Here is a 13,928-nt window from a genome sequence, read left to right as displayed (position 1 = left end):
GATTAACGATTTGGCCGCAGTTTGCGGCGATAAACTAGCGGCATGGATCAGCTCCGCACCAGCTTTGCTGTTTTTCTTCGCGACGAACGCGGCGCGACGCTGATCGAGTACGGCTTTGTCGTCAGCCTGATTTCGTTGACGATCATCACGAGCGCCGTGCTCATCGGCGAGTCGGTCGTCCGCTTTTTCAAGTCCATGGCGGCCGGTTTCACGCCCTGAGGCCTGCGGGGCCGGCGCGTGAGCCGCTTCCCTTGCCTCGATGCCGGACCGGCCGGTGCCTATTCCGCCGCCGTCTTGAAGCTCGCGAGATTGTCGAGGCTTTGGATGATGTGCTCGGCCAGCGCATTCGAGAGCACTGACGGGTCGAAGCGGGTCCGCAGCAGCCCGATCTTGCATGAGGGCAAGGTGGCGAAGCCCTCGGACGGGCCGAGGATGCGCATGCCCGGCCTGACCGCGCTCTCCGGCAGGACCGAGATCGCGAGCCCGGCCAGCACGGCTGCGCCGACTGCCGTGGAATTCCAGCTCGCATAGAGCACGCGGAAGCGGCGCCCCTTCGATTCAAGCGCGTCGACCGCGGCCTGCCGCCAGTTGCAGGTCGGCCGCCCGAGCGCGAGCGGCAGCGGGTCCGTCTCATGCACGCTGTGGCGCGCCGAGGTGACCCAGAGCAGCGGCTCGATGCGGATGATCTCGCCCTGGCCGCGGCTCTCGACATGGGTGATGATCGCCAGGTCGATATCGCCGGTCGCGATCCGCTCGGCCAGCATCGGCGTCGGCTCGCAGACCACCGTAACCTCGGCGCGCGGATTCGAATGGGCGAAGCGCGCCAGGATTTCGGGCAGGTAGCGATCGGCATAATCGTCGGGCACGCCAAGGCGGATGCGACCCTTCAGGTCGGCATCGGCGAAGGAGGCGACGCATTCGAGATTGAGCCGCACGATCCGGCGGGCATAGTCGAGCAGGCGCTCGCCATCCTCGGTCAGCTTGGCATGGCGACCGTCGCGGCCGAACAGGGGTCGCCCGACCCGCTCCTCGAGCCGCTTCATCTGCATGGAAACGGCCGATTGCGTCTTGAAGACGATCTCGGCGGCGCGGGTAAAGGAACCGGTATCGGCGATCGCGACGAAGGTCTTGAGCTGATCGGCATCGAGCACATGGGCCATTGGCGATCCCCGTCACTGTCCATCAATATCAGTGTTGCGAGACATCATAACCATTCGTTTGGCTGATGACCAGAGCCTCGCTAAGGTCCGGGTGCACTCCAGATTTCCTGTCAATGGCGCGTCCGGGCGGGATGGAGAGGCTCAGATCCACGTTCCGCACCGCCAGAGGAGGCCGTCATGCTGCTCATGACTATCACTGCGAAGTCGCTCTCGTCCGTTTCGGCCGGCGTCACGCGTGTTGCCACCATCGGAGTGAACGGAACGATTCAACTCGTGCGCGCTCTCGTCCACCGCCGCGAAGTGATGCGTCTTTCCGCCGAGCTCGACGAGCGCGGGCTCAAGGATCTCGGCCTCGTCCGTTCGGATATCGACGGCGCACTGGCCACCTCCTGGCTGGAGGACCCGTCCGCCGTGCTGGCGGAGCGCTCGCGCTCCGCGTCGAGCATTGCCTCTGCGCGGCGGGAACACGCCCTGCGCCATGCCGGGTCGACGTCGATGCTGGCGAAGAAGGCCGATATTGCGGTTGCACGCTGCGCCTGACCCCTTGGCGTCAGCGTCCCTGCGGGCGGGAGCTTCGTGCTTCCGCCCTTTTTCATGTCTTCAGCAGATGAGGAGCTGAATCCGCCTCAGCGGCGGCCCTGTCCGCCGCCGAGCATGGCGTCGAGGATCGATTTCAGTGCGTTCTGATGGTCGTCCTGGATCTGGCGGCCGTGCTCGAACATCTGGTTGAGCGCGTCGAGGCCGATCGAACCCGGTCCGTTGGCCGAGGGTGAGGGCGCGGCCTCCTCGGGCTCGGGTTCCGGTGCGGGCGCGCGCCGCGGCGCGCTGCGTGGAGCGGGGGCAGGCGCGGGTTCGGGTTGCGACGCCATGCCGCCGAACATGCCGCCGAGAATCTGGCCGAGAGCACCGCCGAACGGGTCGGACGGAGACGCCTGCGGACTGGGCTGCGGCTGGCCGGCCTGGCCGAACATGCCCTTGAGGATCGCCTCGAACGGATTGGCCGGCATCTGCGGCTGCGGCGCCGGCTGCATGCCGGGCATCTGGCCGCGCATCATCTCGGCGAACTGGCCGAGGATGCCGCCCAGCCCCTCGTTGCTCGATGTCTTGGACAGGCCACCCATCAGCATCGCCGCGATGACCGGCAGCATCTGCTTCAGGATCGCCTGCGAGACGCCGCTGGTCGCGGCTGCCTGCGCGGCGATCGCCTGGCTGACCTCGCGCGAGCCGAAGAGTTGGCTGAGCACGTCGTTGCCGGCATTCTGGGCGCCGGCCGGAATGCCGTAGCCGCCGGCCTCGAAGAAGCGGGCATAGGGCGAGGCGGTCATCATCTGGGCCAGCGAGCCAAAGGCATAGGGGTCGCGCGTCTGCCGCTGAAGCCCCATCGAGAAGGCCGGCAGCAGGGCATCGAGCGCGGCCTGCGTCTGCTGTAGGCTCAGGCCATATTGCTGGGCAAGGTTCGGCAGCGCCTGGCCGTGCTGGGCCGACTGCATGATATCGAACAGGTTCATCATGGGCGCTTCTCCCCGGCCGGCCTTTGGCTCCGTACCTAGGGCGACGATAGCAGGGTGTCCTTGCCTGGCAAATCGGTTGCGGCCTGGCGCTGCGCGGCCCGCCGCTCCAGCCGGGTGATGCCGCGATAAGCGAAGACGAGCGCCAGCACGCCGAATGCGACGGCGCCGAGCGCCGAGCCGGCCATCGCGCCCTTCGGCCCGGCCAGATGCGCGCCGAGAACGGCAAGCGGCATTGTGCCCAGCGTGGCGCGGCCCCAGCTGAACAGTGTCGACAGGAACGGCATGCCGAGATTGTTGAAGGCGGCATTGGCGACGAAGAGCATGCCGACGAAGATCCACATCGGCCCGGCGATCAGGCAGAAGAACAGCACGAGCTCCGCCGTCAGCCCCGTTGCGTGGAAGGCGGAGACGATGGCGCCGCGAAAGCCGAAGAGCAGCGCCCAGGAAACGAGGACGGAGATGCCGGCGAAGATCGCTGCGTCGGTCAGGCCCCGGCGCATCCGGTCGAAGCGTCCGGCACCCCAGTTCTGGCCGAGGATCGGCCCGACCGCGCCCGACAGCGCGAAGAGCACGCCGAAGGCGACCGGGACCAGCCGGTCCATGATCGCGAGTGCCGCCACGGCTGCATCGCCGAAGCGCGCGACGACGCTGGCGAAGACCGCGTTGGCGATCGGGTTCGAGAGATTTGTCAGGATCGCCGGGCCGGCGATGGAGAAGGTCCGGGCGGCGTCCTGCCGGATGAAGGAGAGACGTGGGCGCTCGATCATGTCGTGGACGACAACGCAGCCGTGGAAGCCGATGGCGCAGATGATGATTCGCGCCAGCACGATGGCGATCGCGGCGCCGTCCGGCCCGAGCCCGAAGCCGAAGATCAGCAGCGGGTCGAGCCCTGCGGTGACGATGCCGCCGCCGAGCGTGACGAACATCGCTCGTTTCGCGTCACCGACCGCGCGCAGGATGCCGGAGAAGCCCATGCCGATCGCCATCAGGATGTTCGACGGCAGCACGATGGTGAGGAAGGAGAGGGCGACGGCATGCGATTGGTCGCGCGCGCCGAGCAGGCTGAGAAGCTTCGGCAGGAACGGCAGCGCCGCGAGCGACAGGACGAGCGCCACCAGCGCCGAAAGAGCCATGGTCGAGGCCGCGATGCGCCGCGCCGCCGGGCGATCGCCCGCGCCGACGCTGCGCGAGGTCAGCGCGGTCACGGCGATCATCAGCCCGACATTCACCGAGACCATCAGGTAGAGCACGATGGTGGCGAAGCCGACGCCGGCCGTCGCCTCCGGGCGGCCGAGCCAGGAGACATAGAGCAGCGACAGGAGGTCGACGACGAAGACCGCCATCAGACCGACCGAGCCCGTCGCGGTCATCACCGCGACATGGCGCATCAATGGGCCTTCGAGGAAGACGGCCTGTGGCCGGGCCGAGGCCTCGCTCATCGTTCGGGTTCTCCGACGCCGCCGACCGCGACCTCCGCCCCGCCGTCCTCGATGACGTGCCGCGTCTCGGCCGTGAGCGGCTTCGACTTGACCTTGGGCGGAACCAGCGGCTCCGGCGAGACGCGCGGCACGCGGTTGATCGCTGCGGTGAGCCCCTCGTGGAACTGGATCTCCATGCGCTGGGCGTCGCGGTCGCGGACATGGTCGATCACGAGATCGGCCTCGTCGCGGGTCAGGCCCAGCGTCTCCAGGGTGACGCGCCCGAAGCCCAGCGCCGATTCGAAGGTCTCGCGCATCTGGAAATCGACATTCGCCTTCATCAGTTCGATCGCATGGATGCGGTCATAGGCCCGCACATGCAGTCGTGCGCTCGGGAACTCGGCCTTGACCATCTCGACGATCCTGAGCGCCGCCTGCCTGTCGTCGACGCAGATGCAGATGACGCGGGCCTTGCCGGCGCCGGCCGCGCGCAGCACGTCGAGCCGCGTGCCGTCGCCATAATAAATCTTGAAGCCGAACTGCGCGGCCGAGCGGATGCGCTCGACATCGGAATCGATCACGGTCACGTCGATATGCTGGAGCAGCAGCGCCTGCGTCACGATCTGGCCGAAGCGGCCGAAGCCGATCACCATCACCGGGCTGTCGCCGACGCCGTCATAGTCCTCGTCCATCGTCGCAGGCTTGATGCGGGCCAGCAGCACCGCGTCGATCAGCTTGGCGACGATCGGGCCGAGCAGCATGCTGATCGCCGCGAGCGCCGTGACCATCGCCGCTTGCTGGGCGGTGAGCAGCCCGTTCGCGAGGCCGAGCGGCAAGAGCACGAAGGCGAATTCGCCGGCCGGCGAGAGCAGGGCGCCGGCCCGGACCGCTTCGAGCCAGGACGAGCAGGACAGCCGCAGGATCGAGGTGACGACCGCGATCTTGAACAGCACCAGCAGTGGCGCGGCGAGCGCCAGCAGCAGCCAGTTGTCGGCGACGAGCTTGAGGTCGAGCGACATGCCGACCGCCATGAAGAACAGGCCGAGCAGCACGCCGCGGAAGGGCTCGATATCGGCCTCCAGCTCATGCCGGAAATGCGAATCGGCCAGCATCACGCCGGCGAGGAAGGCGCCCATCGCCATCGAGAGCCCGACATGTTCCATGAGCAATGCCGCGCCCAGCACGATCAGCAGGGCGGCGGCCGTCATCACGTCCTTCGCGCCGGTATGGGCGAGGATGCGGAAGAACGGGTTCATGACATAGCGCCCGGCCAGCACGATCAGCACGAGTGCGAGGAGTGCAATGCCAAGGCTGGCGAGAGCCATCATCGGGCTGCCGGCTTCTTGTCCGCCCGTGGTCGCAAGCAGCGGCAGCAACGCCAGCACCGGCGCGATCGCCATATCCTGGAACAGCAGGATCGAGAAGGTGCGTCGGCCATAGGTCTCGTTGCCGTCGCCGCGCTCCTCCAGCAATTGCAGCGCGATCGAGGTCGCCGACAGCGCGAGCGCCACGCCGACGGCGACCGCGCCTGCCACCGACAGGCCGAAATACCAGCCGAACAGGCCGATGCCGCCGGCGCTGAGCGCCATCTGCGCGAGGCCGGAGCCGAGGATATCCTTGCGCATCGAATAGAGCCGCGAGGGCTGCAATTCGAGGCCGACGAGGAAGAGCAGCAGCACGACGCCGATCTCGGCCGTGCCGCGGATCGCGTCGGGGTCCTTGATCACGCCGAGGATCGAGGGACCGATCACGATGCCGGCCGCGAGATAGCCCAGCACCGCCGACTGACCGAGCTTGCGGAAGAGCGGAACGGCAATCACCGCCGCAGCGCAGAAGGTCAGGATCGGCGGCAGAAAGCTGACATGCGAGGCGGCGTCGGCCATGCGGAACTCGGGGCTTTGGAAACGGGCTTGGCGGTCCGGCGCGACGCGCGGCGTGGCGGGCCGTGGCTCTATCTAGGCTTTCGACGGCGATCCTGCGAGAGGCAATCGGCATGGCGGCCAAGCCTGCGTTGCTTCGCTTCCTTGACATCGCCCCCATCCCGCCGAAAGAAGACGCTGACCGATGGAGATTTCTTCGCGCGTGACCAAGCCGCCGCTCGACATCCTGCTCTGTGCCCCGCGCGGCTTCTGCGCCGGGGTGGTGCGCGCCATCGACGCCGTCGAGAAGGCGCTGAAGCTGCATGGCGCGCCGGTCTATGTCCGCCACGAGATCGTCCATAACAAATACGTCGTCGAATCCCTGAAGCGGAAGGGCGCGGTCTTCGTCGCCGAGCTCGACGAGGTGCCGGACGAGACGCGGCCGGTGATCTTCTCGGCCCATGGCGTCGCCAAGGCGGTGCCGGCGGCGGCGAAGGCGCGCAATCTCTTCGCCATCGACGCGACCTGCCCGCTGGTGACCAAAGTTCATCGCGAGGCCGAGGTCCATCACAAGCGCGGCCGCCATATCCTGCTTGTCGGCCATGCCGGCCACCCGGAAGTGATCGGCACCATGGGCCAGTTGCCCGAGGGCGCGATCACCCTGATCGAGACGCTTGAAGACGTCGCGACGCTTCAGGCGCCGGAAGGCCAGCCGCTCGCCTATGTCACCCAGACCACGCTCTCGGTCGACGACACCCGCGAGATCGTCGAGGCCTTGCAGGCCCGCTTCCCGGAGCTGATCGCCCCGCACAAGGAAGACATTTGCTACGCCACGACCAACCGCCAGGAGGCGGTGAAGCGCGTCGCGCCGCAGGTCGAGGGGCTGATCGTCGTCGGCTCGCCCAATTCCTCGAACTCGCAGCGCCTGCGCGAGGTCGCCGAGCGCGCCGGCTGCCCGGTCGCGCGGCTCGTGCTGCGCACCGACGAGATCGACTGGTCGGTCTTCGGGAACATCCGCAGCCTCGGCATCACCGCTGGCGCGAGCGCGCCCGAGGTGCTGGTCGAGGAGATCATCGACGCCTTCGCCGCGCGCTACGATGTCCGCGTCGAGACCGTCTCGACCGCCGATGAAAACGTCTTCTTCCCGCTGCCGCGTGAGTTGCGCGGCGAGGCGACGCCGGACGCGGCGGAATAATCCCAGCAGAAGAGTGCAAGCGTGGCCGTCTATACCGAAGTGCCCGATGACGAGCTGGCTGCCTTCGTGGCGCGCTACGGCATCGGCGATCTCCTCTCCGTCAAGGGCATCGCCGAGGGCGTCTCGAACTCGAACTTCCTGCTGCATACGACCAAGGCTTTCTACATCCTAACGCTCTACGAAGAGCGGGTGGACGAGACGGAGCTGCCCTTCTTCATCGGGCTGATGGATCATCTCGCGCGGCGCGGCCTGATCTGCCCGGTCCCGCTGCGCATGGATGATGGCGCGGCCGTCGGCCGTTTGGCCGGTCGCCCGGCGGCGATCGTCACCTTCCTCGACGGCCTCTCCGTCCGGCGCCCGAACGTGACGCATTGCGCCGAGCTCGGGCGCGGACTTGCCCAATTGCACGAGGCCGGCGCCGATTTCGGCATGGAGCGGGTCAATTCACTGTCGGTGCCGGGCTGGCGCCCGCTGGCCGAGCAGGCGGGGGCGGCGGCGGATACGGTTTCTCCGGGGCTGGCGCGGCGCGTCATGGCTGAGGTGGGGGTCCATGAGCGCTCGTGGCCGCAGGATCTGCCGCGCGGCGTGATCCATGCCGATCTCTTTCCGAACAATGTCTTCTTCATCAAGGACAAACTGTCCGGCCTGATCGACTTCTATTTCGCCTGCACCGATGCCTTCGCCTATGATCTGGCGATCTGCCTGAATTCCTGGTGTTTCGAGGCCGATGCCTCGTTCAACCTGACCAAGGGCCAGGCACTGCTCGCCGGCTATGAGAGCGTGCGGCCGCTGACCGCGGCGGAGGTCGAGGCGCTGCCGCAGCTCTGCCGCGGCTCGGCCCTGCGCTTTCTGGTGACGCGACTGGTTGACTGGCTGAACGTGCCGCCGGGCGCGCTGGTCAAGCCGCTCGACCCGCTCGAATACGACCGCAGGCTCGTCTTCCATCAGCGCATCACTGACGCCCGCGAATACGGGTTGAAGCGATGAGCGGCGAGACGGTCGAAGTCTGGACGGACGGCGCCTGTTCCGGGAATCCCGGCCCCGGCGGCTGGGGCGCGATCCTCACCTTCAACGGCGTCGAGAAGGAACTCTCCGGCGGCGAGGCGCAGACCACCAATAACCGCATGGAATTGATGGCGGCGATCGCCGCGCTGGAGGCACTGAAGCGCCCCGTCACGGTCGCGCTCCATACCGACAGCCAGTATCTGCGGCAGGGCATCACCGGCTGGATCCATGGCTGGAAGAAGAACGGCTGGAAGACGGCCGATCGCAAGCCGGTCAAGAACGCCGAACTCTGGCAGCGCCTCGAGGCGGCGCTCGGCCGCCACAAGATCGAGTGGAAATGGGTCAAGGGCCATGCCGGCGACGAGATGAACGAGCGCGCCGACGCCCTGGCGCGGGCGGGGATGGCGCCGTTCAAGAGCGGTGGTCGTTGAGGCCTCGTCGGCGCCCTCGATAGCGAGGCGGTTCGACCTGGCGCTTTCCGGACCGCTGCATAGTTACGGTCGATGATCGCCGTCGTCCTCCTGTTACTGCTTATCTGCCTTGCCGTTCCCGCCGCTTTGGCGTGGAGATTATGGCGTCTCCACGAACCGGGGCGCCTGGCATGGCTGATCGTGCTGGCCGAGACGGCGGTGTTCCTGTCTCTGGTTCTGCTGCTCGGGCGCTGGGACATGGCGGGTATGTGGAGCCGCGTCGTGCTCGTCGGAGCGGTTGGCGCAGCGGCGGTCGTCTCCCTGATGCGCCATGCCAGGCGGCCATGGCAGGCAACTGGGGCATTGCCGGTCTGGCATAGTCACGGTCACAGGCTGGTCTCGCTCGCATTGTCCGGGATGGCGCTCGTTTATGTCGTGAGCGGGCTGATCGCGCGGGATCGGCCGCATGCACTCGCGTTTCCGCTCGATGCTGGGCGCTTTGTCGTGGCCCAGGGCGGCGGTATCGGCATTCTCAACCATCACAGCGGCCATCGCGCCCAGCGCCATGCCGTCGATATCACTGCCCTGGGAGCCTCGGGCTTTCGGGCGTCGGGCCTGTTGCCTCACGACCCTGCGCGCTACGCCATTTTCGGCAAGCCTGTGATCAGCCCTTGTGATGGAACCGTTGCGGCGGCTGTCGACGGCCTGCCCGACCTGTCGCCGCCGCAGGCTGACCGCAACAACCCTGCTGGCAATCACGTCGTGCTGGCCTGCGGCGGGCTGCTGGTCGAGCTCGCTCATCTGCGCAAGGGAAGCGTTGTTGTCGCTGTCGGCAAGCCTGTCCGGATCGGCGATCCCATCGGCGAGGTTGGCAATTCGGGCAACAGCACCGAGCCGCATCTGCACATCCACGCCGTCGACGCGGTTTCCGGGAACGGTATCCAGATGTCCTTCGACGGGGTCGTTCCGGTGCGCAACAGCGTGTGGCAACGCTGAGGGCGGAATCGCCGCTCAAGGGCGTTCGTGCAGGTAATGGGTCAGCCGCAGGAGCGGTTTCATACCGAGCGCCTCGGCCAGCCGGATCGAGGCGGTATTATCCTCGTGGACCTGATAGCGGGCGATCAGCCCGCGCCGCGCCAGTTCGCCCAGTGCCGCGGCGACCACGCACGATCCAAGGCCGCGCCCGCGCTGGTCGGGCCGCGTGACCACGCCGCCGATCTCCCAGACGTTGCCATGGCTCTCGAAGGCGAGGCAGACGGAGAGCGGCTCGTCGCTTGAGCCGATTACGCATGTAAAGGCGCGTCCGCCGGCCAGAAGCGGCGAGAGCCAGTCCCGTTCATGATTCTGCATCCGGTAGAGCGCGTACATGGCGTCCGTGGCGCTGGTTGCGACGACAACTCCTTCACGACCGCTGGTGCGATCTGGCGATGTGAACGACAGGAAGCTGGTCTTGCGCACGAGCGGATAGCGCCGCTGGACGACATCATGCTCGGCCGCGCTGCCGAGCTTGAAGACGATGCCTCCATCGGCCGGAAGCTCGTTCAGCAGAGCTTCCGCCAGCGCGTTATCGTCGCTGCGGATGAGGGCGGCATGGGCGGCCGTCGGATAGGTCTTGCGGTCGTAATCGCTTGCTGCGGTGTCGAGCACGATAAGCGTTGCCATACCGGCCGACGAGAGACGCTGAAACGCCTGCGTATGCCGCGGGAAGGCTTGCAGATGCTTCAGCAGCACGACATTGGCGAGCGGCTCGGCACCGAGCCGCTCGATGATCTCACGCCTGTCCCGGACCGCGATCACGGTCGCTCCGGCCGGGTCTCTCAGCCCAGAGGCTGGCGGTAGACGATGAAGCCCGACTTGTCGGCGACCTTGTCGTAGAGCGCCTGTCCCTGCAGGTTGGATTCATGCGTCTGCCAGTAGACGCGGTAGCAGTTCTTCGCCCGCGCCATTTGGTTCACGGCCTCGATCAGCTTGCGGCCGACGCCGGTGCCGCGCGATTCCGGCACGGTGAACAGGTCCTGCAGATAGCAGATCGGCTTCTCGCTCCAGGTCGTGCGGTGGAGCACCCAGTTGACCATGCCGAGCGGCTTGTCGCCCTCGAAGGCGAGGAAGCCGCCCATCGGCTCCTCTCCGCCGGTCAGGCGCCCGAAGGTGATCGCGTCGATTTCCGGCGGCAGCGTCGCCTTGTAGAAGGTCAGGTATCCCCGCCAGAGCGGCGTCCAGGCCTCCCGGTCGGTCGCGGCAAGCGGGCGAATGGTAATCTCGGCCATCGGTATTCTCCTCCGATCCGGAAGCTAGCCGGGGCTTTGCAGCTTGTCTCATGACAAGCGCAGATCGGATCGATCAGTTGAGCTGGTCCGATGCCAGGAAGCGCTCGACAGCGCTGGCGCTCAGAGCCTGAGCGGGATCCTCCCTCCAAAGATCAAGAATGATGCCTGCCAGGCGGGCTCTCGCCCGCCTCTGCTGCTGGCCGCCGACGGTGTTCACGCTGTTCACCGCCATCCAGGCGGCGTCGAAGGCGCGCGCCAATTTTGCCAGCTCCGCAGGTTCGACAACTACGCCTTGAAACGGCATGTCCTCTCCCCATACGCCAGAGAAGTGGAGCAATTTAAGAGGCAGCGCACTCCCGGCAATGTCAAAAGCTAGGTCGGCTTCCGACCCGCTGCTGCCATCAGTGAATTGCATCACCCGCCAGCAGCGGACCGATCACGCTATTCTCGTTTGAAGGCGAATGAACTTCTTCCATTTCTCGTGCCGCTCCTTCCTGGAGCGCAGTTCTGTCGGTGCGAAAGAACGGTAACATCAGCGCTGGCTGTTGAGAAAATTATTTCCCATTCTCTGCAGTCCAGTCCTTGTAAACGCTGAGAGATTCGGGGGCCGAAAGATGGCCCGGAGGTTGCTGGGGCGAAGGAGCATAGGAGAGCCCAGATTGACCAAACTGCCCGAACTTCTCGTCATTCGACATGCTGAGACTGACTGGAATAGCCGTTCCATGCTGCAAGGTCACCGCGACAGTCCGCTCACGCTCAACGGCGTCAGGCAGGTGCTCGCTGTTGGCGAGACTCTCGCTCCCGAAATCACAACAGCGAGGCCGAAGCACTTCTGGTGCAGCCCTCTCGGAAGAGCTCAGCAGACCGCAGCCATTCTCGCCGGCTTGTGGTCTCTGCCATTCTGTACGTTCGACATGGCTTCAGCTCTCAGGGAGCGTTCCTATGGCGTTTGGGAGGGTATGAAGCAGGATGAGATCGCGGCAAGCCGGCCGGAGGAGCACGCCGCTCACCTGGCCGACCCGTGGAATTCTCGGATGGAAGGCGCTGAAACCAAGACCGAAGTGTACGACCGCCTTTTCGACTGGGTTCGCAACCTCAATGATGGTGTTCTTCATGTGGTCGTGACGCATAGTGGCTGTCTACGGATTTTGCGCGGGATCTACTCCGGAGCAAGCCGGCAACAGATGGACGAGTTTCGCGAGCCACAGACGGCGAGCTTTCTCTTGGGCGCCACTGAGAGGATGATCGAACCGACCGAGGCAACGCTTTCACGTCACGGATGCGAAGGGCTCGGCCGAACGGTCTGGATCTAGCGACGGTTCCAGGGACGAATTGCGCAGCAAAAGCCGGGCTCTGCTTCAATCCGAAGCGGGATGACATGCAAGGCGCGCACGAGGCGAAGAGCCTTCTGTCCATTCCTACCTCAATTGAGACCTTCGCCACGCCAAGCGCTTTGACGCGATAGCCCGACAGAAAAAGCCCGCGCAGCGGCTGCGCGGGCTCCAGTCCGTTTCCGTGCCCTCGGGCTCAGAGCTTGCCGAGCATCGCCTCGGCGCCGGAGGCCTCGGCCTTGCCGGCAGCTTCCTCGACGCTGAGCACCTTCACCACGCCGTCCTCGACCAGCATCGAATAGCGCTGCGAGCGGGTGCCGAGGCCGAAGCCCGAGCCGTCCAGCGAGAGGCCGATTTCCTTGGCGAAATCGGCATTGCCGTCCGAGAGGAACTCGATCACGCCGGCGCCGCCGGTCGCCTTCGACCAGGCATCCATGACGAAGACGTCGTTCACGCCGGTCACCATGATGGCGTCGACGCCCTTGGCCTTGATCTCGGCCGCCTTCTCCAGATAGCCGGGCAGGTGGTTGCGATGGCAGGTCGGGGTGAACGCGCCGGGCACGGCGAAGAGCACCACCTTCTTGCCACTGAACAGGTCGTCCGTCGTGCGCGCGGCCGGGCCGTCGGCGGTCATGACGCGGAACGTCGCCTGGGGAAGCTTGTCACCCACCTTGATGGTCATGAGCCTGTCTCTCCGTGAAGCCTGCGGCCAGAGGGGCCGCTCGGCTTGAGGGATTAGGGCTTTGAGGCGGGGATGTCGAGGTCGAGCCGCGTCTCGATCGGCCGGGGCGTGCCGCGCACGGTGAAGATCAGCGGAACCGGGCCGGCCACGCCCTTCGGCCGCTCGTCGATGCGGATCTGGGCGATGACGGTGCCGTCCGCCTGCGGCGTCAGGCGGGATTTGCCGAAGGACCACATGCCCGAGCCCTCGACGAAGATATCCTCGATCCGGCCCTCCGTCGGCGGTTGCAGGATCAGGCGCAGGCCCGGGTCGACCACGCTGTCATCGAGACCGGCCTCGACGATCGCGATCTTCTCCTTGTGGGCGCCCGGCTTGACTGGGACCGGCACGCGCGCCTCGAAGCTTTCGAGCCGGGGCGAGGACACGGTCGTCACGCCCGGCTCGAGCCACAGGCTCGCCTCGCCCTTGGCGGGAATGCAGATCTTCTCGCAGACCGCATAGTCGAGCTTGAGCACGACGAGGACCGGTCGCGACGGATCGACCGGCTGGACCGAGATCGGGATCACGACCTCGCCGACATAGCCGATGGAATAACCGGCCGAATCCTGGAAGCGCTCCGGCACCGGCCAGCGCACGTCGAGCCCGCCGATATTGGTCGAGCCCGACCAGTCGAAGGCCGGCGGCACGCCGAATTGCCCGGGGCTGCGCCAATAGGTCTTGTAGCCCGGTGACATCACGATCTCGACGCCGACGCGCTGCTTGCCGGTCGATGTCGTCGGCCCGGCGATAAGGCGCAGCTTGGCATGCTCGCTCGCGGACCACGGCGAGGTCGCGGCCTCGTTCGCCACGTCCTGCGCGTGGGCAGCGGGGCCGAGCGCCAGAGGCAGCAGGGCCAGCAGGGGAAGAATGCGGTTCACGGGCCCAGCCTTTACCGATTGCGAGCCTGAAAAGCGAACAAAACCTGTCTTCCTCCGCCCGTCGGCGCCTGAACGATCTCGCGGTAACCTCGCGCAGGAATGGGGCGCAATCGCGATAGCGGCGGCATTGTCCGACGTTGCCCCTCCGGCGCACGCGAACGTGATCCGAAATG

Annotated in this window: 16 protein-coding genes; 7 read left to right on the top strand and 9 right to left on the bottom strand. The window is 66.4% G+C overall.

Annotated elements, in window-relative coordinates; genetic code table 11:
- The first annotated feature begins 42 nt into the window (after positions 1 to 42).
- Positions 43 to 219, top strand: coding sequence for a Flp family type IVb pilin (locus tag AC6RIC_RS20810; RefSeq protein WP_454657923.1), 177 nt, complete (start codon positions 43 to 45; stop codon positions 217 to 219).
- Between the two features lie 59 nt (positions 220 to 278).
- Here AC6RIC_RS20810 and AC6RIC_RS20805 read toward each other — a convergent pair whose 3' ends face one another.
- On the bottom strand, positions 279 to 1,160 hold the full coding sequence (locus AC6RIC_RS20805) for a LysR substrate-binding domain-containing protein (protein WP_499733739.1): 882 nt from the start codon (positions 1,158 to 1,160) through the stop codon (positions 279 to 281).
- A gap of 177 nt (positions 1,161 to 1,337) precedes the next feature.
- On the opposite strand from AC6RIC_RS20805, the gene AC6RIC_RS20800 reads away from it, so the two are divergent.
- Positions 1,338 to 1,700, top strand: coding sequence for a DUF1127 domain-containing protein (locus AC6RIC_RS20800; RefSeq protein ID WP_454657921.1), 363 nt, complete (start codon positions 1,338 to 1,340; stop codon positions 1,698 to 1,700).
- A gap of 86 nt (positions 1,701 to 1,786) precedes the next feature.
- Here the strand turns inward: AC6RIC_RS20800 and AC6RIC_RS20795 are convergent, their stop codons facing one another.
- Genes AC6RIC_RS20795 through AC6RIC_RS20785 form a run of 3 tightly spaced genes read right to left on the bottom strand, consistent with a single transcriptional unit; the run spans position 1,787 to position 5,972 of the window.
- Complete coding sequence (locus AC6RIC_RS20795; protein WP_499733738.1) at positions 1,787 to 2,671, bottom strand: DUF937 domain-containing protein; 885 nt, start codon at positions 2,669 to 2,671, stop codon at positions 1,787 to 1,789.
- Positions 2,672 to 2,706: 35 nt separating this feature from the next.
- The gene (locus AC6RIC_RS20790; RefSeq protein ID WP_499733737.1) at positions 2,707 to 4,110 is read right to left on the bottom strand and encodes an MATE family efflux transporter; all 1,404 of its coding nucleotides are present in this window, start codon (positions 4,108 to 4,110) and stop codon (positions 2,707 to 2,709) included.
- Positions 4,107 to 5,972, bottom strand: a complete 1,866-nt coding sequence (locus tag AC6RIC_RS20785) for a monovalent cation:proton antiporter-2 (CPA2) family protein (protein WP_454657918.1) — start codon at positions 5,970 to 5,972, stop codon at positions 4,107 to 4,109. The genes AC6RIC_RS20790 and AC6RIC_RS20785 overlap by 4 nt, the downstream gene beginning before the upstream one ends.
- Positions 5,973 to 6,153: 181 nt before the next feature.
- On the opposite strand from AC6RIC_RS20785, the gene ispH reads away from it, so the two are divergent.
- From ispH to AC6RIC_RS20765, 4 genes are all read left to right on the top strand, one after another.
- Positions 6,154 to 7,143: a 4-hydroxy-3-methylbut-2-enyl diphosphate reductase gene (gene ispH / locus AC6RIC_RS20780; protein WP_499733736.1), complete on the top strand. Its 990-nt coding sequence runs from the start codon at positions 6,154 to 6,156 to the stop codon at positions 7,141 to 7,143.
- A gap of 21 nt (positions 7,144 to 7,164) precedes the next feature.
- Positions 7,165 to 8,130, top strand: a complete 966-nt coding sequence (locus AC6RIC_RS20775) for a homoserine kinase (RefSeq protein WP_499733735.1) — start codon at positions 7,165 to 7,167, stop codon at positions 8,128 to 8,130.
- A complete protein-coding gene (gene rnhA, locus AC6RIC_RS20770; protein ID WP_499733734.1) occupies positions 8,127 to 8,579 on the top strand; it encodes a ribonuclease HI in 453 nt (150 codons plus the stop codon). The genes AC6RIC_RS20775 and rnhA overlap by 4 nt, the downstream gene beginning before the upstream one ends.
- 72 nt (positions 8,580 to 8,651) lie before the next feature.
- The gene (locus AC6RIC_RS20765) at positions 8,652 to 9,554 is read left to right on the top strand and encodes a M23 family metallopeptidase (protein ID WP_499733733.1); all 903 of its coding nucleotides are present in this window, start codon (positions 8,652 to 8,654) and stop codon (positions 9,552 to 9,554) included.
- 15 nt (positions 9,555 to 9,569) lie between these two features.
- Here the strand turns inward: AC6RIC_RS20765 and AC6RIC_RS20760 are convergent, their stop codons facing one another.
- The 3 genes from AC6RIC_RS20760 to AC6RIC_RS20750 all read right to left on the bottom strand — a co-directional run bounded on the left by AC6RIC_RS20760 (position 9,570) and on the right by AC6RIC_RS20750 (position 11,129).
- Positions 9,570 to 10,355 carry a GNAT family N-acetyltransferase gene (locus AC6RIC_RS20760; RefSeq protein ID WP_499733732.1) on the bottom strand — a complete coding sequence of 262 codons (786 nt, stop codon included), beginning with the start codon at positions 10,353 to 10,355 and terminating at the stop codon, positions 9,570 to 9,572.
- 20 nt (positions 10,356 to 10,375) lie between these two features.
- Positions 10,376 to 10,825 (bottom strand): GNAT family N-acetyltransferase, encoded by a 450-nt coding sequence (locus tag AC6RIC_RS20755; RefSeq protein WP_499733731.1) that lies wholly within the window; start codon positions 10,823 to 10,825, stop codon positions 10,376 to 10,378.
- Positions 10,826 to 10,898: 73 nt separating this feature from the next.
- Positions 10,899 to 11,129, bottom strand: coding sequence for a hypothetical protein (locus AC6RIC_RS20750; RefSeq protein WP_499733730.1), 231 nt, complete (start codon positions 11,127 to 11,129; stop codon positions 10,899 to 10,901).
- Between the two features lie 355 nt (positions 11,130 to 11,484).
- On the opposite strand from AC6RIC_RS20750, the gene AC6RIC_RS20745 reads away from it, so the two are divergent.
- Entirely contained in the window at positions 11,485 to 12,138 is a 654-nt protein-coding gene (locus tag AC6RIC_RS20745) for a histidine phosphatase family protein (protein ID WP_499733729.1), read from the top strand.
- 214 nt (positions 12,139 to 12,352) lie between these two features.
- On the opposite strand, the gene AC6RIC_RS20740 is transcribed toward AC6RIC_RS20745, so the two are convergent.
- A complete protein-coding gene (locus AC6RIC_RS20740; protein ID WP_499733728.1) occupies positions 12,353 to 12,838 on the bottom strand; it encodes a peroxiredoxin in 486 nt (161 codons plus the stop codon).
- A gap of 53 nt (positions 12,839 to 12,891) precedes the next feature.
- The gene (locus tag AC6RIC_RS20735; RefSeq protein ID WP_499733727.1) at positions 12,892 to 13,755 is read right to left on the bottom strand and encodes a protein-disulfide reductase DsbD domain-containing protein; all 864 of its coding nucleotides are present in this window, start codon (positions 13,753 to 13,755) and stop codon (positions 12,892 to 12,894) included.
- Positions 13,756 to 13,928 lie beyond the last annotated feature (173 nt).

The organism is Allobosea sp. TBD101 (assembly GCF_059817965.1).
This window is presented reverse-complemented; position numbering and strand designations above follow the sequence as displayed.

Bases quoted from the DNA above. Each gene is read 5' to 3' on its own strand.
- ispH (WP_499733736.1), top strand. From the start codon at position 6,154: ATGGAGATTTCTTCGCGCGTGACCAAGCCGCCGCTCGACATCCTGCTC.
- AC6RIC_RS20810 (WP_454657923.1), top strand. From the start codon at position 43: ATGGATCAGCTCCGCACCAGCTTTGCTGTTTTTCTTCGCGACGAACGC.
- AC6RIC_RS20795 (WP_499733738.1), bottom strand. From the start codon at position 2,671: ATGATGAACCTGTTCGATATCATGCAGTCGGCCCAGCACGGCCAGGCG.
- AC6RIC_RS20805 (WP_499733739.1), bottom strand. From the start codon at position 1,160: ATGGCCCATGTGCTCGATGCCGATCAGCTCAAGACCTTCGTCGCGATC.
- AC6RIC_RS20750 (WP_499733730.1), bottom strand. From the start codon at position 11,129: ATGCCGTTTCAAGGCGTAGTTGTCGAACCTGCGGAGCTGGCAAAATTG.
- AC6RIC_RS20740 (WP_499733728.1), bottom strand. From the start codon at position 12,838: ATGACCATCAAGGTGGGTGACAAGCTTCCCCAGGCGACGTTCCGCGTC.
- AC6RIC_RS20755 (WP_499733731.1), bottom strand. From the start codon at position 10,825: ATGGCCGAGATTACCATTCGCCCGCTTGCCGCGACCGACCGGGAGGCC.
- AC6RIC_RS20800 (WP_454657921.1), top strand. From the start codon at position 1,338: ATGCTGCTCATGACTATCACTGCGAAGTCGCTCTCGTCCGTTTCGGCC.
- rnhA (WP_499733734.1), top strand. From the start codon at position 8,127: ATGAGCGGCGAGACGGTCGAAGTCTGGACGGACGGCGCCTGTTCCGGG.
- AC6RIC_RS20785 (WP_454657918.1), bottom strand. From the start codon at position 5,972: ATGGCCGACGCCGCCTCGCATGTCAGCTTTCTGCCGCCGATCCTGACC.
- AC6RIC_RS20765 (WP_499733733.1), top strand. From the start codon at position 8,652: ATGATCGCCGTCGTCCTCCTGTTACTGCTTATCTGCCTTGCCGTTCCC.
- AC6RIC_RS20790 (WP_499733737.1), bottom strand. From the start codon at position 4,110: ATGAGCGAGGCCTCGGCCCGGCCACAGGCCGTCTTCCTCGAAGGCCCA.